Below are 25,183 nucleotides of genomic sequence, written 5' to 3'. Positions count from 1 at the left end.
TCAGGTTCAAGCCCCGCGCGCCATGGCTTCGCCACGATCGCGGGCAGCGGCCAGCGTGTCGGTGAGTAGCGCCAGCAGGCGGTCGTCGGCGTCCAGCACATTCATTCCCTCGCGCGTCATGCCGCCGGGGCTGGCGACCCGGTCGGCCAGCACGCCGGGACTGTCACTCGCCCGCGCAGCCATGCTGGCCGAACCCTGCACCGTCGTCAGGGCCATGCGCGCAGCCTGATCGGCGGGGATGCCCAGCGCTTCGCCAGCCCGCGCCAGCGCGTCGATGAAGCGGAACAGAAAGGCAGGGCCGCATCCCGACAGCGCCGTCACCTGATTGAACAGCGCTTCGTCGCCAATCCATTCGGCCAGGCCCAGCGGTTCGATCAGTCCGCCAATATCGGCCTTGGCCTGCGCGGATGTCCCGTCGTCGGCAAACAGCGCCGTGACGCCCTCTCCCAGCCCCACCGGCAAGTTGGGCATCGCCCGCACCATGTCGCCCACGGCCGGAAAGCGCGCCCGCAAATCGGCGATCGGCGTACCCGCCAGGATGGAGACGATCCGCACGTCCGCCCCGCACAAGGGCGCCAGCGCCGTGGCGACATCAGCAATCTGATAGGGCTTCATGCCCAGCAATATGGTCGTCCCGGCCGGCAATGTGGCGGGGTAGGTCGTCACGACTGCTACGCCATCGGCAACCGGCCGCCCGCTTGGCCGCAGCACCGTTACCCGCGCGGGATCAAGCCCGCAGTCGAGCCAGCGCGCCAGCATCTGCCCGGCCATATTGCCGCAGCCGACAAGGAAAAGATGATCGGGCCAGCAGATCGTCATCGCGCGCTCAGGCTTCGCCGCGGGTTTCGATCAGGCTGGCGGCAATCGCCTCGGTCGGGCTTTTGCCGCCCCACAGCACGAACTGGAACACCGGATAGAAACGCTCGCACTCGTCGATCGCGGTTTCGACCAGCAACTGCGCCTGATCCAGCGTCAACGTGCCGCCAACGCCCAGCAGCGCGCCGTGGCGGAACAGGATGATGCCGCTCGACGACCAAAGCTCGAAATGGCCCAGCCACAGCTGTTCGTTGATCAGCCCCAGCGCCTCGTAGATCGTGCCCCGCTTTTCGTCGGTGACGCGAATGTCCGGCAGCGCCAGCAGTTGCAGCACCTGATCTTCGTCACGCCAGATGCCGCGCAGTTCATATTGCGCCCACGACCCTTGCGTATTGGCGACGATCTCATCCTCGCCGACCTGCTCGTAGGTCCAGCCATGCGCCTCGAAATAAGCCGCCAGCATGTCGATCGGCGCGGCTTCCTGGCCGCCATGTTCAAACTCGTCACTGTCCATCATCGGCGCGCCTTAACACCGTGAAGGATGAAAGGACAGACAGGATCAGTCCACCCCGCCGGGCTTGGGCTTGGTCGCCTTGACGCTTTTCTTGACCGGTTCAGGGGTCTTGCCTTCCAGCGCGTCGATGCGTGCCTTGAGCAGTTCGACCTCTTCGCGCGCCGCAGCCGCCAGCGCCTTGACCGCGTCAAACTCCTCACGCGACACAAAGTCCGCGCCGCCCATCCATTCCCGCGCCTTCTCGCGCGCATTGGCTTCAAACTCGCGGCTCATGCCCGCCACGGTCCCGGCTGCGCCGTTCACCAGCTTGGCCAGATCGTCGAAAAAGCGGTTCTCGCTCTGCATGATGCTCATCCTCTCAACGGGCGCGGAAAGCCGCGCCAAAACTCATATCTGGGTCTGGAGCGCGGGCGCGACAAGGGTTTCCGCGTCCGGGTTCAGGCGATTAATCTCAAAATTGAGGAAAGACGCGAAGGCCAGCCAGGCCAGATAGGGCAGCAGCAGCCAGCCCGCGACACGGCGGATGCGGCTGAACAGCCAGGTCGTGATGGCGACCAGCACAATCAGGACAAGGATCAGCACCAGCGCGCTGCCGACCTGGTGTGCGCGGAAAAATAGCGGTGACCAAGCAAGGTTCAGGACAAACTGGACGACGAACAGGGTGATGGCGGTGCCCCGCCCGTTGGCTCCGCGCGCATGCAGCACGATTGCCAGCGCCAGCGCCATGGCGATGTAAAGGATGGTCCAGGCAACGCCAAACGCCCAGCCCGGCGGCATCAGCGCCGGTTTTTCCAGCGCGTCGAACCAGCGATTGCCAAAGCCGCTATTGGCGAGCTGACCCGACAGAAAACCCAGCAGGACAATGACCGGCACAGTCACCAGCGCCCAGCGCAGATAAGCAAGGCGCAACTGGCCGGGGGACGCGATTTCGTTCATCGGCAACGCTTCTCCACGCTCATCCTATTCGGCTGGATCGGGCGAATCCTTCAACGCCGAATCCAGCTTGCGACCAACGGTTTGCGGAGAAACGGTCCGCTTCGCAACACGCGAATAGAATATGGGGATCAGGAATAATGTTATCAGCGTCGCCAGACTGACCCCGAACACGATGACCACGCCGATCGAATTGCGAGCAGCAGCGCCAGCGCCCCCGCGAATCACCAGCGGAACCGCGCCGATGACCGTGGCGATCGACGTCATCAGGATCGGCCGCAAGCGCCGGGTCGCGGCCTCGCGAATGGCCTGCGCCACCTCCATGCCCTCGTCGCGCAACTGGTTGGCGAATTCGACGATCAATATGCCGTTCTTGGCCGCCAGCCCGACCAGCATGACGATGCCGATCTGGCTGTAGAGATTGACCGATCCGCCCGTAACGATCAGCCCCAGCACACCGCCCGCCACCGCCAGCGGCACCGTGGCTATAATCACGCCGGGGTGAATGAAACTTTCGAACTGCGCGGCCAGCAGCAGATAGACGATCAATATGGTGAGGCCGAAGATCAGCCAGATCGACCCGCCGGTTTCGCGCAAGGACTGGCTTTCGCCGCGATAGCCGATCGCCAGCACTTCGGGCGACTGGCGCGCTTCATTTTCCAGAAAGGCGAGCGCCTGCCCCAGCGACGTGCCGGGGGCCAGCGCCGCTGACAAAGTGATCGCGCGCAGCTTGTTGTAGCGGTTGAGCTGGCGCGGCCCGGCGACTTCGCGCACCGTGACCAGCGCCGACAGCGGGACGAGCGCCCCATTGTTCGCGCGCACCTGAATCCGCTCCAGATCGGCGAGCGTCTGGCGTCCCTCCTGTTCCGCCTGCACCAGCACGCGATATTCCTCGCCCCGGTCGACATAGGTGGTCACGCGCCGCGACCCCAGCAGGCTTTGCAACGCCTGGCTGATGTCGTTCACCGACACGCCCAGATCGCCCGCGCGCTGCTGGTTGACGTCGATCCGCATCTGCGGCTTGGTTTCCTTATAGTCGCTGTCCAGGTTGATCAGCCCCGGATAGTTGGCCGCCGCCGCAAAGACGCGATCGCGCGCCGCCACCAGCCCTTCATAGGTCGAACCAGCGAGCACGATATTGACCGGCAGCCCGCGCCCGCGCCCCAGGCCCGACCGGGGGGCGGCGTTGCCGCGCACGCCGGGCTGCTCGGCAATCACCTTGTTGATGATGGTCGCGACTTCCGCCGTCGTGATCGTGCGGTCCTCCCATGGACGCAGGAAGGCGATCACGTTGCCGCTGTTGAAATCGTCCGACGTGCCGAAACCGGCGGGGGTGCGGACGACCAGATTCTGGAGGGTGCCATCTTCCCGCAGCGGCGCTAGCGCCGCTTCGATCTTGCGCATATAGGCCAGCATCCGGTCATAGCCGGTGCCCTCCGGCGCGCTGATCTGGCTGTCGACGACGCCGGTATCCTCCGCCGGCGCCAGTTCGTTCGGCAGCAGGGTGAACATCCCCCCGGCAAGCGCCAGGAACAGTCCGACGCCGATCAACGGCAGCAGCGGCTTGCGCAGCACATGGTCCAGCCAGCGGGAATAGCGGCCCTCCAGCCGCTGGAACCGGGCATCCACCCAGCGCGCCAACCGCCCGCGTTCGGCATTGTTGAGCAGCTTGGAACAGAGCATCGGGGCCAGGCTGAGCGATATGAAGCCCGAAAAAGCGATGGCAGCGATCATCGCGACCGCCAGTTCGCGGAACAGCAGCCCGGTCTGCCCCGCCAGGAACATCACCGGCACGAACACCGCGCACACGACCAATGTGGTGGAAATGATCGCAAAACCCACCTGCCGCGTGCCGAGATAAGAGGCGACCAGCGGGTCCTCCCCCTGCTCGATGCGGTGATAGACATTTTCCAGCACGACGATGGCGTCATCCACCACCAGCCCGATCGCCAGCACGAAGGCCAGCAGGGTCAGCAGGTTGATGGACAGGCCAAGCAGCCACATGACCGCGCAGGTCGCCAGCAGGCAGATCGGCACGGTGATGGCGGGAACGATCGTCGCACGCACTGAGCCTAGGAACAGGAAGATGACGAGAATCACGAGCAGCGCGGCTTCAAGCAGCGTGTCATAGACATTGTCGATTGCGCGGCTGATGAACAGCGACTCGTCGGAGCCGACCGCCACCCGCATCCCCTGCGGCATGTTCGGGCGCAATTGTTCGACCAGCGCCTTGGCCTTGTCCGCAACCTCCAGCGTGTTGGCGCCCGATTGCCGCACGATCCCCAGGCCGATGGCCGTCCCCGCGTTGGAACGGAAGCTGCTATAGGGATTTTCCGCCCCTTCCTCGATCCGGGCGACGTCCCCCAGCTTGACCTGATAGCCATTCGCGCCCCGGCCAACCACCAACTGGGCGAACTCGTCGGGCGTGGCGAAGGGCCGCTCGACGCGCAGCGTCTGGTTCTGATCCTTCGATTCAAATCGACCGGCGGGCAGTTCGACATTCTGCGTGCGCAGCGCATTTTCGACGTCGGCTGGCGTCAGGCCGAAGGCCGCAAGCCGTTCGGCGTTCATCCACACACGCGTCGATGGACGCGCCTCGCCACCGATCGTGACGCGGGCCACCCCGTCAATGGCGGAAAAGCGATCGGCGATGTTGCGGTCGATATAGTCGCTCAGCTGGATTTCGCTCCAGCCGGGGCGGGAAAAGGACAGGTATAATATCGGCCGCGCATCGGCGTCGACCTTGCGGATTTCGGGCGCCAGCGCCTCTTCCGGCAAATCCTCCACCACCGATCCCACCCGATCGCGCACATCGTTCGCCGCAGTGTCGATATCGCGCGAGGGATCGAATTCGATGCTGATGTCGGACGTGCCATCCTGGGATGTCGACGTAATGGTGCGGATGCCCTGAACGCCTGCGACGGCATCCTCGATCAACTGGGTGATCCGGGTTTCGACGACCGAAGCGGCAGCACCCGTGTAGATGGTCTCCACCGACACGATCGGCGGGTCGGTGTCAGGATATTCGCGCACCGACAGGCTGAGATAGCCGACCACCCCGACGATGCAGAGCAGGATCGCGATGACTGCGGAGAATACCGGGCGGCGGACGGACAGGTCGGACAATTGCATGGCGGTGCCCTACCCCGCCGATTTGGAAGACGGTGCGGGCTTGTCCCCCGCCAGCCGCACCGGCACGCCATCGCTCAGCTTGACGACGCCATCGGTCACCACCTGCTGGCCCGCCTTCACCCCGCCCAATATCTCGACCAGCCCGTTCTGCCGCAGCCCGGTATCGACTTTGACCCGTTTGGCCTTGCGATCCTCCACCACGAACACGAAGCGATCCTCGCCATCGCCCACCACCGCCAGTTCGGGCAGCGCGAGCGACTGGCGCTGGCGCGACACGATGCTGACGGTCAGCAACATGCCCGGTTTCAGCGCATGGTCAGGATTGGGCAGGATCGCGCGGACACGCACCGCGCGCGTGGCGGGGTCGATCACAGGGTCGATGGTCGCGATCGTGCCGTTGAATGGCCGGTCGGGCCAGGCGGCGGACACGGCGCGGATCGTCTGCCCTTCGCGAATGGTCGACAGGCGGGTTTCGGGCACGGTGAAGTCCAGCTTGATCCGTGAAATGTCGCTGACCGTGGCGATGGCCGTGCCCGCCGTCACGATTGCGCCGGGCGACACGGTGCGCAGGCTGAGCCAGCCGCCAAAGGGCGCGCGGATCACCCGGTCGTTGATCGCGGCACGACTCTGATCGGCACTGGCCTTGGCTGCGTTCGCCAGCGCAAGTTGCTGGTCCAGCAAGGCGGCCGTGGCAAAGCCGCGCGCCTTTAGCGCCTGTACCCGTTGCAGTTGCTGTCCCGCCTGCAATGCCTGCGCCTGCGCCGCGGCCAGTTCGGCCTGTTCCTGCGCGATCGCCATGGTCGCGATCACCTGCCCTTTGGCGACATAGCCGCCATCGGCGAAATTGATCGAGGTGACCCGTTCGGTCACGGGCGCGGACAGGATCACCTGTTCATTGGCCAGCGCCGTGCCGACGGCATCCAGCGTATCGGCAAAATCCGCCTTCGCAATCGGCGCTGCCTCGACCAGCGCAGCCTGGCGCGGCTTGGATGTCTTGTCGCCACTGCAACCGGCAAGGCATAGGGCGGTGATAAGAAACAGGGATTTGCGCATGGTGGAGGGCTATCGGGCCTTTCGATGCGACACAACATGGCCTTTTGTCGCAAGATGTAACAACGTCGCAAATAACGAATACAGGACGCTTATCCACCAAGCCGGGCATAGAGTAAAAATTCGACATTGCCCTGCGGTCCCGTGATCGGGCTGGGCGTGATGCCGATGGTGGTCCAGCCCTGCCCCTCTATCCACGCGCGCACATCCTGGCAGACACGATCATGGATCGCCGGATCGCGCACCACCCCGCCTTTGCCGACCTCCTCACGTCCCGCCTCGAACTGCGGCTTGATGAGCGCCACCAGCGACGCGCCGGGCCGGGCGAAGGTCAGCGGCCGTTCCAATACCTTGGCAAGCGCGATGAAGCTGGCGTCGCACACGATGATGTCGATCGGCTCGGCAATATGGGCCTGTGTCAGGATGCGCGCGCTGGTCTGTTCATGGACGATGACGCGCGGATCGCTGCGCAACTTCCACGCCAGCTGGTTGGTGCCGCTGTCCACCGCATAGACGCGAACCGCACCATTGGTCAGCAGCACGTCGGTAAAGCCGCCGGTCGAGCTGCCCACGTCCAGCCCCACCATGCCGGTCACATCGATGGCATATTCGGCCAGCGCATGGGCCAGCTTGATGCCGCCGCGCGACACCCAGGGATGGTCCCGGCCCCGTACGTCCAGTTCGGCATCGGGCGCGATCTGCTGCCCGGCCTTGTCGATCTTCCTGTCGCCCAGAAAGACGAGGCCAGCCAGGATCAGCGCCTGCGCGCGCGCGCGGCTTTCCGCCAGGCCATTGTCGACAAGCAGCTGGTCGGCGCGAATCTTCGCCATCAGCCCACCAGCGCCGTCAGCGTCGCGGGCGTCAGCAATTGCGGCAGCGTCTGCGCGTCCTTGCCCGGCGCATACCACAGATAGAGCGGCACGCCCGACCGGCCCTGACCTTCCAGAAAGCGGGTGATCGCCGGATCGGCATTGGTCCAGTCGCCGACCATCACCGTCACGCCCCCCTTGTCGAAGGCGGCGCGGGTCTCGGCGCGGTCGATCGCGGCGGCTTCATTGGCCTTGCAGGTCAGGCACCAGTCGGCGGTGAAATAGAGGAATACCGGCTTGTTCGCCGCGCGCAGGCTGGCCAGCCGTGCTTCGTCGAACGGCAGCGCCGCCCCCTCCTGCGCAGCGGCGGCAGGCGCGCGCGACGGCAGCAGCGCCGCCGCCCCGCCCAGCACCGCAAGGGCCGCCAGCGCCACGATCCAGCCGCCGCCCCGCCCGGCCCGCTGTCGGCTGCCCAGCCACCAGAGCAGCAGCACCAGCGCCAGCATGGCGGCCAGCCCGATCGTCATGCCCGTCACGCCGCGCTGTTGCCCCAGCAGCCATGCCAGGCCCAGCGCGGTCAGGAACATCGGGATCGACAATATCTTCTGGAACCGCCCCATCCACGGCCCCGGTCGCGGCAACCGTGTGCGCAACGCGGGGATATAGGCCAGCAGCAGGAAGGGCAGCGCCAGCCCCAGCCCCAGCCCGGCAAACACCGCCAGCGCGGCGGCCAGCGGCAGCACCAGCGCCGCGCCCATCGCCGCGCCCATGAACGGCCCGGTGCAGGGCGTCGCGACAAAGGCGACCAGCGCCCCAGTCCAGAAGGCACCCGCCATGCCGCCCTTGCCCGCCAGCCCCTCGCCCCCGCCGACCGCCTGCAATTCGAACAGGCCCGCGAGGTTGAAAGCGATCGCGCCGACCAGCAACAGCAGCGTCAGGATGATGCGCGGGTCCTGCAACTGGAACGCCCAGCCGACAGCCGCCCCCGCCGCGCGCAACGCCAGCAGCGCCGCGCCAAGCGCCAGGCAGGTGGCGATCACCCCGGCGGCATAGGCGATCGCTTCGCGCCGCACGGTCCGTTCATCGCCCCCGGCCTTGGCCAGTTTCATGGCCTTGAGGCCCAGTATCGGGAAGACGCAGGGCATGATGTTGAGCAGCAACCCGCCCAGCAGCGCCCCGCCCAGCGCGATCAGGATCGCGCCGGTCACGCCGCCGCCCGATGCCGCCACCTGGCCGGGACGGGCCGTCAGCAGAAAGCCGACATGGTCGCCCGTGGCCAGCACCGCCTGCACCGCGCCGCCCTTGCCGCCCTCGCCCGCATCGGTTTCGACCAGCAGCCGGTCGCCATCGCGGGTCACGCTCTGCGGCGCGGCATAGCGCGCCAGCCCTTCGCCCAAGGGAAACAGATGCACCTGATCCGCCTGCGCATCGGCGGGAAAGGGTACGGACAGGCGCAGCTTGCCATCGGCAATCGCATAGGTCGCTTCGGACCCCAGCGGCCGCGGCAGATGGCTGCGCCAGGCGTCGAACCGCGCCCGATCGGCTGCCGCCACCTGCCCGTCGCCCGCGACCAGATCCAGCGCCATCTCGCCACTTTCCGGCACGCACACCTTGTCGGTGCAGGCCAGCCATTGCGCCTTCACCCGCACGGGCAGGCGCGTGCCTGCCGCGACATCGGGCGCAACCGTCAGGGTCGCCAATATGCCATAGGGGCCTTCATACACATGGTTCATCAGGCCCGAAATCAGCAGCGTTTCAGGCACTGGATAGCGCAGGCGACCGACGCTCACGCCCTTGGGCAATGTCCAGCTCACCGTCATGCCAAGGCCGGCGTCGCCCGGATTTTCCCAATAACCGTGCCATCCCGCCTCCGGCACCATGGCAAAGGCTATGTTCGTCGTCTTGCCCGGTGCGGGCGTAGCGCTTTCGGCCACCAGATGCGCAGAAATATGCGGCGCACCGCCCCCGAACGCGCCCTGCGCCTGCGCGCCTGAAACCCCGGCCAGCAAAGCCAGCGTCATCAATATGACATGAAAAATCCGCATCGGGCCTCTGGTCGCGTGGGTGTCAGCGGGCTAGGTCGGGTGACGTTCGCCGTCAAGGCTGGAGAAGGTAGAGTAGATGTTGAGAAAAGTCGCCACAGCTCTGCTGCTCGCCACCGCGATCCCGGCCACGGCCCAGACGACGCCACCCAAGCTGATCGTCGCCATATCGGTCGACCAGTTTTCCGCCGACCTGTTCAGCGAATATCGCCAATATTATAGCGGCGGCCTGAAGCGGCTGACGCAAGGGGTCGTGTTCCCCAAGGGCTATCAAAGCCATGCCGCGACCGAAACCTGCCCCGGCCATTCAACCATCCTGACCGGCAGCCGCCCGTCGCGCACCGGGATCATCGCAAACACATGGTTCGACCTGTCGACCGCGCGCGAGGACAAGGCGGTCTATTGCGCCGAGGATGAAAGTCAGCCGGGCAGCAACAGCGGCAATTATGTCGCCTCCCCCGTTCACCTGAAAGTCCCCACATTGGGCGGCCGGATGAAGATCGCCAACCCCGCCACCCGCGTCGTATCGGTCGCGGGGAAGGATCGCGCCGCGATCATGATGGGCGGACCGACCGCCGACCAGACATGGTGGATCGGCGGGGCACAAGGCTTCGTCAGCTACAAGGGCGTCGGCACCCCGCCACTGGTGGCGAAGATCAACGAAGCCTTTGCCGCGCGACTGGCCCAGCCCAATGCTGGATTCGATCTGCCGCAACAATGCGTGGCCAAGGATTTCCCGGTCGCGATCGGCGCTGGCAAGAGCGTTGGCACCGGCCGCTTCGCGCGCGTAGCCGGTGATTTCAAAGCCTTCCGCGCCTCGCCCGAACAGGATGCGATGACGCTGGTGCTGGCCGCCGGTGCGATCGAAAGCATGGCGCTGGGCAAGCAGGCGCAGACCGACATCATCTCCATCGGCCTGTCGGCGACCGATTATGTCGGCCACACCTACGGCACCGAAGGCACCGAAAGCTGCATCCAGATCGACCGTCTGGACCGCGAACTGGGCGCTTTCTTCGACCGGCTCGACAAGGATGGCATCGACTATGCGGTGGTGCTGACTGCCGACCATGGCGGCCACGACCTGCCCGAACGTCACCGCGAAAATGCCATGCCGATGGAAAACCGCGTCGACGCGGCGTTGACGCCCAAGGCGCTGAGCGCGACGATCGGGGCCATGACCGGCCTGTCCGGCAAGACGCTGATCTGGGGCGACGGCCCGGCGGGCGACCTTTATGTCGACAAGGGGCTGACCGCCGCCCAGCGCGCGAAGGTGGAGGCCGAGACGCTCAAGCTGCTGCGCGCGCATCCGCAGGTCGAGGCCGCCTATACCAAGGCGCAGATCGCCGCCGTCCCCTCCCCGTCCGGCCCGCCGGAAAGCTGGTCGCTGCTACAGGAAGCGCGCGCCAGTTTCGATCCGGCGCGGTCGGGCGACATCCTGTTGCTGCTCAAGCCCCGGATCACGCCGATCGTCGATCCGACCAAGGGCTATGTCGCCACCCATGGCAGCCCGTGGGACTATGATCGCCGCGTGCCCATCCTGTTCTGGCGCAAGGGGCTAACCCATTTCGAGCAGCCGCTGGGCGTGGAAACGGTCGACATCATGCCGACGCTGGCGGCTCTGATCGGCCTGCCCGTTCCCAAGAGCGAGATTGATGGCCGTTGCCTGGATCTGGTGGCGGGTGAAGGGAGCAGTTGCCCCGCGCAATGACGGGGCTTTGGCGGGGCTATTCCCGTTCGCGCCGCGAATATTGCTCGCGGCCGCGGTTTCTCATTTGCCCGAAGGCAGGAACAGGCAGATTTCAGCGCGCAAGCCCCCTTCGGGCCGGTTCGCGAGCGTCAGCTTGCCGCCTTCGGCATCGACCGCCTTCTGCACGATCGCCAGCCCCAGCCCCAATCCGCTGGTATTGCGCTGGCGCGCGGTGTCGAGCCGGGCAAAGGGTTTGAGTACGGCGTCGAGCTGGTCGCGGGGGATGCCCGGTCCATCATCATCGACGCGGATCAGCACCTCATTCCCCTTGCGCTCCAGGCTCACGCGGGCGCGCTTGCCATAATGCAGCGCATTTTCGATGAGGTTGCGCACCGCCCGGCGGAGCGATAGCGCCCGCACCGCCAGTTCCAGATGATCCGGCCCGGCATATTCGACATCATGGCCATGGTCCTGAAACGAATCGACGATCGTCGCGACCGTCACCGCCAGGTCCGTCCGCACTGCAGGTTCAGGGTCTTTCTCACCGCCCAGAAAATCGAGCAGCGATTCGATCATCTGCCCCATTTCCTCCAGGTCGCCATCCATCGCCTCGCGCGTTTCCCCGTCGGGCACCGTTTCCAGCCGCAATTGCAGCCGCGCCAGCGGCGTACGCATGTCATGGCCAACCGCCGCCAGCGTCTCCGTCCGTTCATCGATCAGACGGTGGATGCGGGTCTGCATCACGTTGAACGCGCGGATCAGGTTGCGCACATCGTTGGTGCCCGCTTCTGGCAGGATCACCTCGCGCCCCAGGCCGATCTGCTCGGTCGCGCGGGTCAGGTCGCGCAGCGGGTCCAGCGTCTTGCGGATCAGAACCCAACCCGCAATCAACAGCGCCAGCACGGGAATGAGCGCCATCCCCATCCGTCCGATGGTGAAGGCCCATTTGCCCCCGCCATGGTGCATACCGAAATAGAGCCAGCTGCCATCGGGCAATTGCAGCCCGCCATTGATTTCCGAATGGCGGCCCGGCGACGCCAGCCGCAGCCAAAGGCGGGACCGTTCCAGACTGGGTTCCCAGGCGATGATCTGCTGGCGCATCCGCTCCAGTTCGGGCGACAGGGGCGGCGGCGGAGGCGCAGCGGGCGACCAATGCACGTCATAGCGGTCCGTGGTCAGCTGGACGCCCATCGTGCGCCGCTCCTCGACCGGCTGTTCGGTCAGCAGCTTGCGCGCGATCACCAGATGCTCGGCCAGCCGCCGCGCCTCGTCATCCTGCAGGGATAGCTGGCTGGCCCGCTCGTACATCAGCGTGCCGACGGCAAATTCCAGCGTCACCGTCAGCAAAAGGATCGCGAAAATGCGGCCGACCAGCCCCAGCGATCCTTTGAAATGCCGTTTCAAGCGCGGCTGACCTCAGCATTGAACATATAGCCGACGCCTCGCACCGTGGTGATGGGCGCTGGCCGATCCTCTGTGGTCAGCTTGCGGCGCAAACGGCTGACAAGCACGTCAATGCTGCGGTCGCTGCTGTCGCCCATGCGGGTGCGCGACAATTCTATGAGCCGCTCGCGCGCGATCACCCGCTGCGGATGGCTGAGGAAGCTGCCCAGCAGGTCGAATTCCGCGCCCGTCAGGTCGACGATCGCGCCCGTGGGCGACCGCAGTTCGCGGCGGGGGAAATTGACCACCCAATCGTCGAAGCGCGCTTCATTTTCGCGATGATCGTCCGGCCCGCGCTCCAGCCCGACACGGCGCAGGATAGCGCGGATGCGGGCGATCAGTTCGCGGGTGCCGAACGGCTTGGGCAGATAATCGTCCGCGCCCAGTTCCAGCCCGACAATACGATCGGTCTCGCTGCCCTTGGCGCTGATGAAGATGATGGGAACGTCGCTCTTGCGCCGGATCTGGCGGCACAGGTCTATGCCGTTGGTGCCCGGCAACATGACGTCCAGCACGACCAGATCGACCGGCCCGGCATCGAACGCCACCCACATTTCCGGTCCCGAAGAGGCTGGACGGACCTGATAGCCATGCTCCTGCAACGCCCGCGCGGTCAGCGTACGCAGTGGCGGGTCGTCCTCGACCAGGATGATGGTGGGGGCGGTCATGATGGGAACGACAGGACGTTGGTCATGTCAGCAGGGATAAGGTCGCCCGGAACAGGGGTCAACCATGAGACGCTTGGGAAACGAACTGCAAGCGCGACAGCAACAATTTGTCATGCCCGCGACATCGGCGGGTTGGCGCGGCGGGACAGGTTGCGCCGGGCCTGCGTGACAGGCCCGGCGCATCTGGATCAGAAGGCTGCGGTCAGCGAGAAGACGACCTGGCTACGTGCGATCGACTTGCCGACATCCTTGCTGTCGCCCGACACCATGAAGTTGGGGCGGAGGTAGTTTTCTTCGACGCGCGCAATGTCGGTATCGACATAGGCGACGCCCAGCGTCAGCGGCGTGCCGGGAATGGCGACGTCCGCGCCGACCAGCCAGTCGAGATATTTGCCGGTCGGGGCAATCGACGTGCCGTTCGGGCCAAGGCCGGGGTTGCCGTTCGACCAGCCCAAATGCGCCTTCAGCGAGACAGGCGTGTTGGGGATGGCGCCGCTCACGTCAGCCCAGACGTAAAGGTTGTCTTCCTTGTCGCCCGGATTGAAGATCGTGCAAGCCGCGTCGCTGCACACATTACCCAGCGCTTCCTGCTTGGGCGCATAGGCAACGCCAACCAGACCCTTGACCGGACCAACGGTGCTGGACAGCTTGACATAGGGTTCGGCGAAATCGGTCGTGTCGGCACCCGACGGATACATGTACCAGGTCAAACCAACGTCGAGCGTCGCGCTGCCCAGCGGAATGGCGTAACCGGCGAACAGGTCGAGTTCCATATTGGAACCACCGAAACGGCCCCAGCCGCCCAGGTTCGATGCCCAGGTGCCGACATAGGCGCCGCTTTCATGCGTGGCGGTGATGCCGCCCTGAACGGCCATGCCCTTGTCCGTCTGCGACACGCCACGGAAGCGATAGTCGGAAACCAGGGCAACGCTGCCCGATATGGTGACGGGACCGGCAGGTTCTTCCTGCGCGAAAACCGGGACGCTCGACATAAGGGCGAGGGCGGCGGTAGCGATCTTATACTTCATGAACATTCCCCTTTACGAAAGAATGTTCCGTCCTGCGTCCACTGGCCCGAAAGTCTGTTGCTGCCGCTTCCAGTGCCTGTGGTCGACGTCTGACTAATTCTCAAATGCCCGGCAGGCAAACAGGTTTTTCTCGCATATGCGAGATGTTGGAAATTGCTGTGACATAAAAGTAACGATTTGACCGTCACCCTCGCCGCTCTGAAACGGCAAAATGCCGCCGTGTCGGGAGGAACACGGCGGCATTTTGGTCGCCTGATCAGGGGGGGGATGATCAGGCGACGAGCTGGCGCATCCGTCCGGTTGCGCCGAACAACTCCACGGGGGAACCGGCACCGCGGCGGCGATCGACCCATTCCCGCACCATTTCGGCGCAGGTATGGTCGATATGCCCCAGCCGCTCGACATTCAGGATGACGAGGCCGGCCGCAGGCAGCGAGTCGAGCTTGGCCGACAGTTTGGGCAGGTTGAGGAAGGTGGCCGAACCGCGTAGCGCGACTTCATGCGTGTCGCCACGGCTTTCTTCCTCCATCTTCAGCCGCAGACGGCTCAGATGCGGGATCAGTTCCAGCATCGACAGGCCAATGCCGACCAGCACGCCGGTCAACAGGTCCGTTGCGACCACGCAGATCAGCGTCGCGGCCCACACGATGGCCGGCAACGGCCCATAGCGGTGCAGCAGATGGCGAACATGATCGACACTGACCAGACGGACGCCGGTGACAACCAATATGCCTGCCAGCGCAGCCATCGGAATTTCACGCAGCAACCAAGGGAGCAGCGCCACGAAGCCCAAAATCCAGATGCCGTGCAGTATGGTGGACATCCGGGTCTTGGCCCCCGCCTGCACGTTGGCGGAACTGCGCACGATAACGCCGGTCATCGGCAACGCCCCGGCAAAGCCGCAAAGCAGATTGCCGACGCCCTGCGCGCTGAGTTCCCGGTTGTAATTGGTGCGCACACCATCATGCATCCGGTCGACGGCAGCAGCCGACAGCAGGGTTTCGGCGCTGGCGATGAAGGCGATCGCAACGGCGGTGGTGATCACGGTCGGATTGAGCAATTGCGCCAGCAATCCGCCCTCGGGCAGCGTGATGGCGCCGACAATCGATTCCGGCACGACGACCCGCGCAACCGGCAGGGCGAGCAGGAAGGCGACCAGCGTGGCCGCAACCACACCAACCAGTGCGCCGGGCACCAGCTTGAGCGAGGCGGGGCGGAATTTCTCCCAACCCAGCATGCCGAAGATGGTGATGAGGCCGACCGCGAAGGCCGTCGCCGCATCGCCGTTGGTCAGGCCGAAAATCTGGCCCGGCATGGCGATCAGATTGTGCAGGCCGCTCGACAAGGGCTTGTCGTCGAACAGCACATGGAACTGGCCGACCACGATCAGCACGCCGATGCCAGCCAGCATCCCGTGTACGACCGCGGGCGAAATCGCGCGGAACCAGCCGCCGACCCGCAACAGTCCGGCAATCACCTGGATCGCGCCTGCCAGGATCAGGATGGGACCAAGGGCGGAAAGCCCCTGTTCGCGGACGATTTCAAAGACGATGACGGCCAGGCCCGCCGCCGGACCACTGACCTGCAAGGGCGAACCTGCCATCAGACCAACGACGATGCCGCCGATGATCCCGGTGATCAGACCCTTTTCCGGTGGCACGCCGGAAGCAACCGCAATGCCCATGCACAGCGGCATCGCCACCAGAAAGACAACGATCGACGCTACGAAATCGCGGCTGAATGTGCCGCCGGAAAAGGCTTTCAACATGGCTTACTCCGCCGCCAGGGCATATTCGCCTTCGCCAGCGAGGCGACGGGCGTGGGGGAGCGCTACGGGCAGCGGCTGGCCTTCGCGCAGCGGCGAGAAACGGCCGGTTTCGCCATCAAGGCCCATCACCAGACCGGCATGAATGTCGACATACCAGCCATGCAATGCAATCTCGCCACGGGCGATGCCCGATGCGACCGATGGATGGGTGCGCAGATGGGCGAGTTGCGCGACGACATTTTCCAGCGCCATGTTGCGCAGCTTTTCCGCGTCGCTCAGATCGGCGGGATAGCTTGCCTTGCAGACCTGCTGCGCGGCATGGCTGTGCCGCAGCCAGGCAGCGACATTGGGCATGGCGGTCAGGTCGGCCTCGGTCGACAAAGCCTTCATCGCGCCGCAATCGCTATGGCCGCAAACGATGATGTCGCGGACGCCCAGAACCATGACGGCATATTCGACCGTGGAGGTGACCCCGCCATTCTGCGTCGCGTGCGGCGGGACGATGTTGCCTGCATTGCGGCATACGAACAGATCGCCCGGCTGCGCCTGCATGATATGTTCGGGAACGATTCGCGAATCGGCGCAGGAGATCATCAGCGCCTTGGGGCTCTGACCGTCACTGGCGAGTCGGTTGTAAAGCGCGCTTTCGTTCGGAAAAGTGTGCTTTTCGAAGTTGAAAACGCGACCGATGAGCTCGTTCATGGAGTCTCTCCTTCGTTGTTTTGCCAGTCGGAACGGACCGGCCTGTCACGTTAGATAGGAGAGCGGCTTTGCTAGGTCGCAGCGGCTTTGTTAAATAGTATGTCTGAACGTTGAATCGATGTTGCAGTGCGGCGAAAGCATATTTCAGCAACGATCGACGGTGGCACTGAACATGTAGCCGATGCCGCGGGCGGTCACGATCGGCGCGGGCTGGTCGCCATGGCGCAATTTGCGGCGCAGGCGGCTGATCAGCACGTCGACGCTGCGATCCGAGGATGGCGCGTCGCGCACGCCGGCCAGTTCCATCAGCCGCGCCCGCGCGATTACCGTCTGGGGATGGTCCAGCAACACAGCCAGCAATGTAAACTCCGCAGCCGTCAGATCGACCGGCGCGCCGGCTGGATCAAGGATGGTCCGCCGTCCGAAATCGACTGTCCAGCCGTCGAAGACCGCCTGGGTCTGGCGATTGAGGCCTGGGGACCGATCGCTCCTCCCGCGGCGCAGCACGGCCCGCACGCGCGCAGCCAGTTCCCGCCCCGAATAGGGCTTGGCCATATAATCGTCCGCCCCCAGTTCCAGCCCGACCACCCGGTCCACTTCGCTGCTATTGGCGCCGACCAGAATGACAGGCACGTCGCTGCGTTCGCGCACGTCGCGGCACAGGTCCAGCCCATCCGCCCCGCGCAACGCCGAATCCAGCACCACGACACCCACAGGCACTTTACCGAGCGCCTGAAACACATCGTCGGACGATTGGGCAGGCAGGACGCGGAAGCCGCTTTCCTCCAGAAACTCGCGGATCGTCCGGCGCAGATCCGGCTGCGTCTCGGCGACCATGATCAACGGCGCGGTTACCGGCATCGCGGACCATTCGGCGCGGCATTGTGCGTCATCATCGCAACTCCTGCTCAGGCGAAAGCATCCGGCCCCTGCGAAGCCGGCGCGCCCGAATTAGGGCAGGCGAATGTCTCCGAAATTTGCCGGAGGTAACAAATTGTTGCTAATGGCCGACGGCAGATTTGGATCAGTAGCAGGACATCAGCGGCATCCGCACCGGCGGAGCAGCGGCAAGGTCGGGCCAGAGCTGCGCCATGACGCATGCCAGCCACAGGGCATCGCTGCCTGCCCGGTGCCGCGTCGGACAGCGCTGGTCGGCGATCCGCACGGCCGCACTGATCTGCGCCTCATCGACCTGCCGTTCGTCGAGCAGCGTTGCGACATGATCGATCGCAAAGGGGGCCGCCCGACCGGCCGCCGCCGCCAGCGTCTCCAGCCAATAGGGGTCGATCAGGCTGTCGGCGACCACGCGCTGGCCACCCACCGCCTCGACCAGTTGATCCAGCACGACATGGGCAGGCAGCCCGTCCCGTTCGATCCGCGCCCGGCTCAGCCCGTGCAAAGCCTCGGCCTCCGCCGTCCAGCCCCAGCCCGCCCAGTCGGGATGCGGCCTTATGATCCAGCTGCGCGCGCCATCCGTTCCCGCCAGTCCGACCTCGATCGGAAAGGACCGTCCGTGGCGCGGCAGGCAGGATGCCTCGAAATCTATGGCCAACATGATGGGGACCGCCTTCGCCTGCTATTTCCAATCCCCCTCTCGCCCCCAACTATGTCAGGGCGAAGTCACCTGCCACCGCTTCGTCGAAAAATCATGCGGGCCGTGGCCTGATTGGGATAGGACGCCATCCCCGCCATCTGCTAATCGAACCTCGCCTTGCCCCAAGCCGGACCTGTTCATGACTGTCATCGCTGCCTATCTCTATCGCAACGGCGCCCGTGTCCGGTCGGTGTCGATCGACGAGCGAATCGACTGCGCCCACGACAAATCCGAATTTGTCTGGATCGGCGTCGCCGACCCCACGCTGGCGGAAATGCAGGCGCTCCAGCGCACCTATGATCTGCATCCGCTGGCTGTCGAGGATGCGGTCAAGGCCAACCAGCTGCCCAAAGTCGACCTTTATGGCGACCAGCTGTTCGTCGTCGCCCGGACCGCCCATGTCGAAGATGACAGCATCTGCTACGGCGAAACCGCGATCTTCGTGGGCCACAGCCATATCATCACCGTCCGCCACGGCTCTTCGCGCGCGCACCTTGCCCTGCGGCAGGATCTGGAGGCGGTGCCCGCCCGCCTCGCCCAGGGGGTCGATTATGTCCTGCACGCCATTCTCGACTTCGTGGTTGATGGCTATCTGCCGATCATCGAGGGGATAGAGGAAGAGGTGCTGGCGATGGAACAGCACACCATCGACACGTTCCTGGGACATGATGACATCACCCGCATCTTCAACCTGCGCCGTCAGCTGCTGCGTTTCCAGCGTATCCTGACGCCGATGCACGAAGTCGCTACCAAATTCGTCAAGCAGGAACTGCCCTGCATCGATGCGGAGGCCCGCCCCTATTTCAGCGACGTGCGCGACCATGTGCGCCGGGTCCAGACGATGGTGGAGGATCTGCGCGAGATTCTGGCGTCCGTGTTCGAATTCAGCAATTTGCTGGAACAGCAGCGCACCGGCGTCATCACCCGCCAATTGGCTGCCTGGGCCGCCATCCTGGCCGTTCCGACCGCGATTGCGGGCATTTACGGCATGAATTTCGAGAATATGCCCGAACTGCGCACCCGCTATGGCTATTTCGTGGTGCTGGGCGTGATCAGCATCATCTGCGCCCTGCTCTATGTTCGCTTCAGGAAACTCAAATGGCTGTAACCAACGCCCTGGAACGCGCAGCCCGCGCCATGTACGCCAATATCGCGCCCGACTGGGACTGGGACGATCCCGATGCAGAACCGATGCGGCGCATGTATCGCGACAATGCCCGCGTCGTGCTGGCTACGATCCGCGATCCCGACCTGGCGATGGATAGCACAGCGCTTGCCGCCTGGCAGGCGATCATCGACGCCATGCTGGCAGAAGGCTGAACGGGCACGCATGCCCGCGCTGGCGCCTGAAGCTGTAAAAAATGGTGCACCCGACGGGGTTGCTTGTTTCTCCGATTTATAATGGCTTAGGCTGGCGAACCCGGCCAACAGCTGCCAAGCAAGTTCAATGCGTTATGAACGCGTTGGCGAACCGAACGAAGCCACTTTTGCGCCTCTCTAAGGCGGCGCGGCTATGTTTCGGTTCGGTCCATGGCGACTGAGCCTAGCCCCCCTGCGATCGACCAAAAGATACTTTCCACCGCCTTGGCCTATGCTGCGCGGGGTTGGCCGGTGTTGCCCTGCAATCCGCGCGACAAGCGTCCGCTTGTCCAGCGCGAGATTGTTGACGGGAAGCCGGTTCCCAAGAGCGGAGGCCTGTCCAAGGCCAGTTGCGACACGGAGACGGTGCGGGCCTGGTGGAGGCGCTGGCCACACGCGCTGATCGGCATTGCGACGGGAAAGAGCGGTTTTTTCGCCCTCGACTTCGATCCGCGAATAGACGCCGATACGGGCGAGGAATGGACGCTCGATCGACTGAAGGCGGAATTAGAGGCGCAGATGGGCTGCGCCCTGCCGCCGTCACTCGCCGTCCGAACCCCCTCGGGCGGGGTCCATGTATATTATCGCCAGCCTGACGAGGATCCGATCCGCAACAGCAATGCGCTGCCCGATCATGTCGATGTGCGCGGCGATGGCGGCTATGTGATTGCACCGCCTGGGCGCAATGCCGCCGGTGGCGTTTATCGTTGGCTACGCGATGATAGCGCCGCGCCGATTGTCGATGCGCCAGACGCGCTGCTGTCGATCCTTCGCCCGCGCAAGGCCAGCAAGGCCAATGGGTCGCCTCCTCTGGGCAAGGGAAAGGGTGACGCGGCGACGGAGCGCTATGCCTTGACCGCGCTCCAGCGCGAGTGTGCCGAAGTGGAAACCGCAGGAACGGGCGGGAGGCAGGACAGCCTTAACCGCGCAGCGTTCAACATTGCTCAGCTGGTCGCGGCTGGCGCTTTGCCAGAAGGGATGGCGCGCGCAGCGCTGGAACAGTCGGCCGCGAAGAATCCGGGAAGGGACAGCGAGGCGCAACTGACGGCCACCATTGACAGCGGTTGGTTGGCGGGCCTGGGCAAGCCACGCGACCTTGCAGCCATTGCGGATCGGCAGCAAGTGCGCCGCCAAACAACGGCGCGGGTGCGGCCTGCAGAGGCCAATGACAATACGCCGGATGAGGATGCTCTGCATCGCCGTCTATGCATGGTGCCGCTGACTGACCTGGGCAACGCGGAGCGTTTCGCGGCCCGCTTTGGTGATCGCGTGCGCTATGTCGATAAATGGGGCTGGATTGCCCATGACGGGCGGCGCTACATCCATGACGGGGCCGAAGCCCTGATTGGCGGGTGGGTGCATGCGACCGTGCGCGCGATCAGGCAGGAGGCGCGCGTCATGCGGGACAGCGGCCGTCGCGATCATGGCGACGCGGGCGCGCTGGATGACCTGATCGAGACGAAGCGCAACGGTGATGAGGTGCTTTTGTCGGATAAGCTCGCGGCCTGGGCGAAGGCCTCGGAGAGCGCGGCGAAGCTCGCCTGTATTGCTGGTATTGCACGCCAGCTCGAAGGCTATGGCCTGACGGTCCAGCCTGAGCAGCTCGATCGCAATCCGTTCCTGATCAATTGCGCCAACGGCACGTTAGAGCTTGTGCATGAACCGGATGCGCCGGAACCGTGGGCGCAACTGCGGCTACGCCCGCATGATCCGCGCGACCTGATCACGCGGCTTGTGCCGGTAGAGTATCGGCCAGGCGCGACGTGCGAGCGCTATGATCGCTTTCTAGAGAGGGTGCAGCCTTCGGACGAAATGCGGGCTTTTCTCCATCGCTGGGGCGGGTTGTCCCTGACAGGCGACGTGAGCGAGCAAAAGCTGGCGTTCTTCTATGGCAAGGGTGCAAACGGCAAATCGACGCTGGTGGACACATGGGCGACGATCGCGGGCGATTATGCCGGGACCGTGCCGATCGAGACCTTCCTTGATCAGGGTCGAAAGCGGAAAGGGTCAGAGGCTTCCCCGGACCTGGCGGCGCTTGTGGGCGTTCGTCTGCTGCGCACGTCCGAACCTGAAAAGGGATCGAAACTGGCCGAAGCGCTGATCAAACTGGCGACGGGCGGCGAGCCTATGCCGGTCCGGCGCTTAAACCGTGATCCTTTCGATCTGCATCCCGCTTTCAAGATGATCATATCGGGCAATCATCGCCCGTCGATCAGTGGGGTGGACGATGGCATCTGGCGGCGCGTGATGCTGGTGCCGTGGGACGTCCAAATCCCCGACGCGGAGAAAGACCGGCAATTAGTCGCCAAGCTTCGGGATGAGGCCAGCGGGATACTCAACCGGCTTTTGGCCGGGCTACTCGACTGGCGGCTTCGCGGCCTTCAGGAACCGGCCAGCGTGCGCGGTGCGACGGCCGACTATCGGGAGCAGAGCGACCCGCTCGGTCGCTTCCTGGCGGCCTGCACGCGCCCTGCCGATGGGCAGCGGGTCCAGTCATCCAAGCTCTACGCTTTGTTCCTGGCATGGGCGCGCGCCGCCGGTGAACGGGAGTGGACGCAGATGGGCTTCAGCAAAGCCATGCTCGATCGCGGTTATCGCAAAATCGAAAGTCACGGCATGCGGTGGCTCGACCTGGAGATGACGCGCACGGCCGACGACCTGGCGAGTGATGAGATGGCCGACGACTTCGTGCCCGGATTTGAAGCGCCCCGTCGCCCCTGGGAGGATGACGATGACTTGCCAATCTAGGCTTGCAACGCTTCGTGCAACGCTAGCGCAACACCTGATGCAACGCTTTAGGCGCGGTTTTCTGCGCCTTTGCAACACCTGCAACGCCTATGTGCATTGTTGTCCTCATGCGTGTGCGCGCGGGCGCGCGTCTGCGCGCATGCGCGAGAGTTACACAAAAGCCTTGCTAGTCTTGCAAGTATTGCATTCTCTCAAAGAGAATGGCGGTTTTCCGCCATTCCATGTCTCCAGACTGCGCAAGGGTGTGCAAGGCTCACAGCTTTTGGTGCAAGGGTCGGTGTTATGAGGCGGGTTTCCCCTTCATCCCGGCTGCGCTCGCTCGCCCGAGAAGTCGGCCGCCTTCATCCCGATTGGCAAAACCCCGAACGCTACTTCGAGCGGCGCGATGAACTGCGCCGGGAGATCGCCGCGCTCGCCACTGACATGGAGGCTGGACGATGAGCCAAAAGGGACAGCGAGACCGTGTGGTCAATCACACGTCTGGGGACGCAGGGTGTGATACAGCACCGGCAAACAGAGGCCGGGGGGGGTGGTCAAAAGTCGCTAAGGCCGGGGGGGTCTGCACCGCCTCAGTCCCCATCGGGAGACTTTTTTTAGCTGAAAGCGATTTTCAGAGCGCGGTTCCGGCGTGTGATACGCCACCCCGACGAGGTGGCATACCACCCCACAATAAAACGCCAGAAAAATCATTACTTGTCAGTGACTTGGTACGTTCCGGTAAAACACGCCAGCGATAGCGCGGGCTATCGGTGTCTCGCAGTCCACCCTTTACGCCATTTATTTTTCTGAGCTTGGCGTCGGCTCTGTCCCGCGCGGACGGCCCCGCCACGTCCCGACCGATGCGACCCGCGCCCAAGTGGCCCGTATGCGCCGCGCCGGGGCGAGCAAGATGACGATCGCAAAAGCGCTGGGCGTGTCCGAGCCAACGCTGCGCCGAGCATACGCGGACGAGCTTTTCTCAAAACGCAAAGGAACCGAAAGTGAATGAACTGGATCAAGCGGGCGCGGTGGCGCAGCGAGTCAGTGCGGCCATTTACGAGGAGCTGGCCCTACACCCGCGGCATTTAGTTCTGGCGGGATCTGTTGCTGCAACGGTCGAGCTATTCCGGCGATTTGGTGCGAGCCGTGTGCTTTCCGATGCCCTCAGAACGGAAGCCGATCGCGTGGACCGCATGGACCGTTTGGACACTGCGGCGCGCCCACATCGGGGCGCTTGATCCTCGATCACTCCTTTGCTATGCCGTGAAGGTCAAAACGCGGGTGTCCGTGTTTCTGACCCTCTGCCAACCGCGAGGATCGCGCAAGGCGACGGCTTCCTGAAACGCCCATTTGGGCGAGCTGTCGGACTATGCGCATGAATTTCCCAATTACCATTTCAAGTCTTGATGATGCTGGCACCCTGACCGGCATTGCCGCTTTCGACGATGGTCAGCTTGATCGAAACCGGCGGCGTTATGCGGCCGGTGCCTTCGACAAGTCTGTAGCGGCGCATATGGCGGCCGGGACGATGCCCGCCATGTTGATGTTTCATGACTTGAATCGCCCGGTCGGCGCATGGCGGTCGATCCAGTCGCAGGGCAACAAGATGCACGTGCAAGGAACGATCGAGCGATCGACCCGCGACGGTGCAGAAGCCTATGCCCTTGTCAAGGCAAAGGCGATCCAGAGCCTATCGACTGGCGCACTTCACATCAAAAGTCAGGTCGTTCGCCCGACTGGACGATCCGCCGGCGACGTTTCGGGCGAGATCATCACCGAGGCGGATCTCGTAGAGATCAGCCTTGTGAGCGTCCCTGCGAACAAAGGCACGAACATCCTTCAGGTCAATTCGCTCAACGGACCGCGCGAGGTTGAAGAGCTGTTGCGCGACGCGGGCATGTCAGGGCGCAAGGCAAAAATTGCCGCAAGTGCGGCCTGGCGGGCGATCAACGCCAGCGACGGGCAGGCCGACGAAGCCATTTCCACCATCCTCACCAGCGCCAGCAGTAAACTGGCCCGTTTCAAGAAGGACCGAACATGAGCGAAATTGAAGAACTGCTGCGCCAGCATACCGATAGCGTTGACGCGGCGCTGTCCGGCTTCGAGGGGCAGATTACCACCATCAACGACGCCGTTCAGGCGCTCCAGCGGTCACAACGGCAACAGCCCCTCCATCCAGCTGCCGCACGCGGCGGCGGCATCTCCCGCCCCGGACAGCAGCCGGCAGGCAACGTCGACGGCATCGCCCCTTCGAGCTTCGGCATGGCGGATATGCGGAACCTGAGTTGCAGCGGCGATGCCCGCGACAGCCTGGCCAACATCATGCGGGGCGTGGTGACTTCGGCCATGCGTGAAAATAGCGACCCCGATGGAGGCTATCTGGTGCCGGAGGTCATAGCAGCGCAGATCGAGACCCTAGTGCTGCGCCAGTCGCCTTTGCGCCGCATTTGTCGGGTGGTTGATTTCATATCCAGCCCCAAGGTCGTACTGCCCGTAAACGCGCGGGGTGCGACGGCCGGATGGGTCGGTGAAACCGAGGAGCGCACTGAAACAGAGACGCCCGAACTGGCGACAGTCAATCCGCCGGGTGGCACCCTCTACGCCCTGCCCGCTGCGAGCGAAGAAGTGGTAGAGGATGCAATCATCAACATGGACCAGTTCCTGGAGGAAAATGTGGTGGACGCTTTCGCGGAAAGCGAGAGCGAAGCGTTCATCCGGGGCAACGGGATTAAGAAGCCAGCCGGTTTTCTTGCACCGGATCGCATCGCCACCACGCAGGCCGATGGCGCGCGTCCAGTGGGCACCCTGCAATATATCCCGACCGGAAACCCTGCGTCTGAGGATCAGCGTGCAATAGGCACCCCCTTCGTGGGGTGATCGGCGTGCAAAAAGGACCCCTTCATCCCGGGGA

General features: G+C 64.3%; 23 protein-coding genes. 8 read left to right on the top strand and 15 right to left on the bottom strand.

What is annotated here, in order from left to right; all coding sequences use genetic code 11:
- Window positions 1-6: 6 nt before the first annotated feature.
- The 8 genes from AC07X9_RS01460 to AC07X9_RS01425 all read right to left on the bottom strand — a co-directional run bounded on the left by AC07X9_RS01460 (window position 7) and on the right by AC07X9_RS01425 (window position 9,299).
- Window positions 7-819: a pyrroline-5-carboxylate reductase family protein gene (locus AC07X9_RS01460; RefSeq protein ID WP_017182189.1), complete on the bottom strand. Its 813-nt coding sequence runs from the start codon at window positions 817-819 to the stop codon at window positions 7-9.
- Window positions 820-826: 7 nt separating this feature from the next.
- Window positions 827-1,333: a type III secretion system chaperone family protein gene (locus tag AC07X9_RS01455; RefSeq protein ID WP_017182190.1), complete on the bottom strand. Its 507-nt coding sequence runs from the start codon at window positions 1,331-1,333 to the stop codon at window positions 827-829.
- Window positions 1,334-1,375: 42 nt separating this feature from the next.
- Window positions 1,376-1,675: an accessory factor UbiK family protein gene (locus AC07X9_RS01450; protein WP_026002231.1), complete on the bottom strand. Its 300-nt coding sequence runs from the start codon at window positions 1,673-1,675 to the stop codon at window positions 1,376-1,378.
- A gap of 42 nt (window positions 1,676-1,717) precedes the next feature.
- Window positions 1,718-2,266 (bottom strand): TspO/MBR family protein, encoded by a 549-nt coding sequence (locus AC07X9_RS01445; RefSeq protein ID WP_017182192.1) that lies wholly within the window; start codon window positions 2,264-2,266, stop codon window positions 1,718-1,720.
- 24 nt (window positions 2,267-2,290) lie between these two features.
- Window positions 2,291-5,395 (bottom strand): efflux RND transporter permease subunit, encoded by a 3,105-nt coding sequence (locus AC07X9_RS01440; RefSeq protein ID WP_017182193.1) that lies wholly within the window; start codon window positions 5,393-5,395, stop codon window positions 2,291-2,293.
- 9 nt (window positions 5,396-5,404) lie between these two features.
- Complete coding sequence (locus AC07X9_RS01435; protein WP_017182194.1) at window positions 5,405-6,448, bottom strand: efflux RND transporter periplasmic adaptor subunit; 1,044 nt, start codon at window positions 6,446-6,448, stop codon at window positions 5,405-5,407.
- A gap of 89 nt (window positions 6,449-6,537) precedes the next feature.
- Window positions 6,538-7,275, bottom strand: coding sequence for a TlyA family RNA methyltransferase (locus tag AC07X9_RS01430; RefSeq protein ID WP_017182195.1), 738 nt, complete (start codon window positions 7,273-7,275; stop codon window positions 6,538-6,540).
- Window positions 7,275-9,299 carry a protein-disulfide reductase DsbD family protein gene (locus AC07X9_RS01425; protein ID WP_017182196.1) on the bottom strand — a complete coding sequence of 675 codons (2,025 nt, stop codon included), beginning with the start codon at window positions 9,297-9,299 and terminating at the stop codon, window positions 7,275-7,277. Before AC07X9_RS01425 ends, AC07X9_RS01430 begins: the two co-directional genes overlap by 1 nt.
- A 76-nt stretch (window positions 9,300-9,375) precedes the next feature.
- On the opposite strand from AC07X9_RS01425, the gene AC07X9_RS01420 reads away from it, so the two are divergent.
- Window positions 9,376-11,004 carry an alkaline phosphatase family protein gene (locus AC07X9_RS01420; protein WP_017182197.1) on the top strand — a complete coding sequence of 543 codons (1,629 nt, stop codon included), beginning with the start codon at window positions 9,376-9,378 and terminating at the stop codon, window positions 11,002-11,004.
- Window positions 11,005-11,064: 60 nt separating this feature from the next.
- Here AC07X9_RS01420 and AC07X9_RS01415 read toward each other — a convergent pair whose 3' ends face one another.
- From AC07X9_RS01415 to AC07X9_RS01385, 7 genes are all read right to left on the bottom strand, one after another.
- Window positions 11,065-12,387 carry an ATP-binding protein gene (locus AC07X9_RS01415; protein ID WP_019051561.1) on the bottom strand — a complete coding sequence of 441 codons (1,323 nt, stop codon included), beginning with the start codon at window positions 12,385-12,387 and terminating at the stop codon, window positions 11,065-11,067.
- A complete protein-coding gene (locus AC07X9_RS01410; protein ID WP_006961535.1) occupies window positions 12,384-13,094 on the bottom strand; it encodes a response regulator in 711 nt (236 codons plus the stop codon). The genes AC07X9_RS01415 and AC07X9_RS01410 overlap by 4 nt, the downstream gene beginning before the upstream one ends.
- 188 nt (window positions 13,095-13,282) lie before the next feature.
- Window positions 13,283-14,128: a TorF family putative porin gene (locus AC07X9_RS01405; protein ID WP_017182199.1), complete on the bottom strand. Its 846-nt coding sequence runs from the start codon at window positions 14,126-14,128 to the stop codon at window positions 13,283-13,285.
- 265 nt (window positions 14,129-14,393) lie between these two features.
- Complete coding sequence (locus tag AC07X9_RS01400; protein WP_017182200.1) at window positions 14,394-15,890, bottom strand: SulP family inorganic anion transporter; 1,497 nt, start codon at window positions 15,888-15,890, stop codon at window positions 14,394-14,396.
- A 3-nt stretch (window positions 15,891-15,893) separates the two neighbouring features.
- Complete coding sequence (locus AC07X9_RS01395) at window positions 15,894-16,592, bottom strand: carbonic anhydrase (protein ID WP_017182201.1); 699 nt, start codon at window positions 16,590-16,592, stop codon at window positions 15,894-15,896.
- A gap of 144 nt (window positions 16,593-16,736) precedes the next feature.
- Window positions 16,737-17,453, bottom strand: coding sequence for a response regulator (locus AC07X9_RS01390; RefSeq protein ID WP_086485419.1), 717 nt, complete (start codon window positions 17,451-17,453; stop codon window positions 16,737-16,739).
- 163 nt (window positions 17,454-17,616) lie between these two features.
- Window positions 17,617-18,147: a hypothetical protein gene (locus tag AC07X9_RS01385; protein ID WP_017182203.1), complete on the bottom strand. Its 531-nt coding sequence runs from the start codon at window positions 18,145-18,147 to the stop codon at window positions 17,617-17,619.
- A 178-nt stretch (window positions 18,148-18,325) separates the two neighbouring features.
- Here AC07X9_RS01385 and AC07X9_RS01380 point away from each other — a divergent pair, with 178 nt between their 5' ends.
- From AC07X9_RS01380 to AC07X9_RS01350, 7 genes are all read left to right on the top strand, one after another.
- A complete protein-coding gene (locus tag AC07X9_RS01380; RefSeq protein ID WP_017182204.1) occupies window positions 18,326-19,294 on the top strand; it encodes a magnesium and cobalt transport protein CorA in 969 nt (322 codons plus the stop codon).
- Window positions 19,285-19,506 carry a hypothetical protein gene (locus AC07X9_RS01375; protein WP_017182205.1) on the top strand — a complete coding sequence of 74 codons (222 nt, stop codon included), beginning with the start codon at window positions 19,285-19,287 and terminating at the stop codon, window positions 19,504-19,506. Before AC07X9_RS01380 ends, AC07X9_RS01375 begins: the two co-directional genes overlap by 10 nt.
- Window positions 19,507-19,716: 210 nt before the next feature.
- A complete protein-coding gene (locus tag AC07X9_RS01370) occupies window positions 19,717-22,293 on the top strand; it encodes a phage/plasmid primase, P4 family (protein WP_017182206.1) in 2,577 nt (858 codons plus the stop codon).
- A gap of 282 nt (window positions 22,294-22,575) precedes the next feature.
- Window positions 22,576-22,734, top strand: coding sequence for a hypothetical protein (locus AC07X9_RS01365; RefSeq protein ID WP_157742299.1), 159 nt, complete (start codon window positions 22,576-22,578; stop codon window positions 22,732-22,734).
- Between the two features lie 292 nt (window positions 22,735-23,026).
- The gene (locus AC07X9_RS01360) at window positions 23,027-23,281 is read left to right on the top strand and encodes a helix-turn-helix domain-containing protein (protein WP_369596847.1); all 255 of its coding nucleotides are present in this window, start codon (window positions 23,027-23,029) and stop codon (window positions 23,279-23,281) included.
- Between the two features lie 366 nt (window positions 23,282-23,647).
- A complete protein-coding gene (locus tag AC07X9_RS01355) occupies window positions 23,648-24,313 on the top strand; it encodes an HK97 family phage prohead protease (protein ID WP_157742298.1) in 666 nt (221 codons plus the stop codon).
- Window positions 24,310-25,149, top strand: a complete 840-nt coding sequence (locus tag AC07X9_RS01350) for a phage major capsid protein (RefSeq protein WP_017182210.1) — start codon at window positions 24,310-24,312, stop codon at window positions 25,147-25,149. The genes AC07X9_RS01355 and AC07X9_RS01350 overlap by 4 nt, the downstream gene beginning before the upstream one ends.
- Window positions 25,150-25,183 lie beyond the last annotated feature (34 nt).

This window comes from Sphingobium sp. GW456-12-10-14-TSB1, from assembly GCF_059424385.1.
Note: the sequence above shows the minus strand (reverse complement) of the source record. Positions and strands in the feature narration are given on the sequence as shown.

Bases quoted from the DNA above. Each gene is read 5' to 3' on its own strand.
- AC07X9_RS01375 (WP_017182205.1), top strand. From the start codon at position 19,285: ATGGCTGTAACCAACGCCCTGGAACGCGCAGCCCGCGCCATGTACGCC.
- AC07X9_RS01385 (WP_017182203.1), bottom strand. From the start codon at position 18,147: ATGTTGGCCATAGATTTCGAGGCATCCTGCCTGCCGCGCCACGGACGG.
- AC07X9_RS01455 (WP_017182190.1), bottom strand. From the start codon at position 1,333: ATGATGGACAGTGACGAGTTTGAACATGGCGGCCAGGAAGCCGCGCCG.
- AC07X9_RS01395 (WP_017182201.1), bottom strand. From the start codon at position 16,592: ATGAACGAGCTCATCGGTCGCGTTTTCAACTTCGAAAAGCACACTTTT.
- AC07X9_RS01420 (WP_017182197.1), top strand. From the start codon at position 9,376: ATGTTGAGAAAAGTCGCCACAGCTCTGCTGCTCGCCACCGCGATCCCG.
- AC07X9_RS01380 (WP_017182204.1), top strand. From the start codon at position 18,326: ATGACTGTCATCGCTGCCTATCTCTATCGCAACGGCGCCCGTGTCCGG.
- AC07X9_RS01445 (WP_017182192.1), bottom strand. From the start codon at position 2,266: ATGAACGAAATCGCGTCCCCCGGCCAGTTGCGCCTTGCTTATCTGCGC.
- AC07X9_RS01370 (WP_017182206.1), top strand. From the start codon at position 19,717: ATGGCGACTGAGCCTAGCCCCCCTGCGATCGACCAAAAGATACTTTCC.
- AC07X9_RS01430 (WP_017182195.1), bottom strand. From the start codon at position 7,275: ATGGCGAAGATTCGCGCCGACCAGCTGCTTGTCGACAATGGCCTGGCG.
- AC07X9_RS01350 (WP_017182210.1), top strand. From the start codon at position 24,310: ATGAGCGAAATTGAAGAACTGCTGCGCCAGCATACCGATAGCGTTGAC.
- AC07X9_RS01355 (WP_157742298.1), top strand. From the start codon at position 23,648: ATGAATTTCCCAATTACCATTTCAAGTCTTGATGATGCTGGCACCCTG.
- AC07X9_RS01400 (WP_017182200.1), bottom strand. From the start codon at position 15,890: ATGTTGAAAGCCTTTTCCGGCGGCACATTCAGCCGCGATTTCGTAGCG.
- AC07X9_RS01440 (WP_017182193.1), bottom strand. From the start codon at position 5,395: ATGCAATTGTCCGACCTGTCCGTCCGCCGCCCGGTATTCTCCGCAGTC.
- AC07X9_RS01405 (WP_017182199.1), bottom strand. From the start codon at position 14,128: ATGTTCATGAAGTATAAGATCGCTACCGCCGCCCTCGCCCTTATGTCG.
- AC07X9_RS01450 (WP_026002231.1), bottom strand. From the start codon at position 1,675: ATGCAGAGCGAGAACCGCTTTTTCGACGATCTGGCCAAGCTGGTGAAC.
- AC07X9_RS01425 (WP_017182196.1), bottom strand. From the start codon at position 9,299: ATGCGGATTTTTCATGTCATATTGATGACGCTGGCTTTGCTGGCCGGG.
- AC07X9_RS01410 (WP_006961535.1), bottom strand. From the start codon at position 13,094: ATGACCGCCCCCACCATCATCCTGGTCGAGGACGACCCGCCACTGCGT.
- AC07X9_RS01435 (WP_017182194.1), bottom strand. From the start codon at position 6,448: ATGCGCAAATCCCTGTTTCTTATCACCGCCCTATGCCTTGCCGGTTGC.
- AC07X9_RS01460 (WP_017182189.1), bottom strand. From the start codon at position 819: ATGACGATCTGCTGGCCCGATCATCTTTTCCTTGTCGGCTGCGGCAAT.
- AC07X9_RS01390 (WP_086485419.1), bottom strand. From the start codon at position 17,453: ATGCCGGTAACCGCGCCGTTGATCATGGTCGCCGAGACGCAGCCGGAT.
- AC07X9_RS01365 (WP_157742299.1), top strand. From the start codon at position 22,576: ATGAGGCGGGTTTCCCCTTCATCCCGGCTGCGCTCGCTCGCCCGAGAA.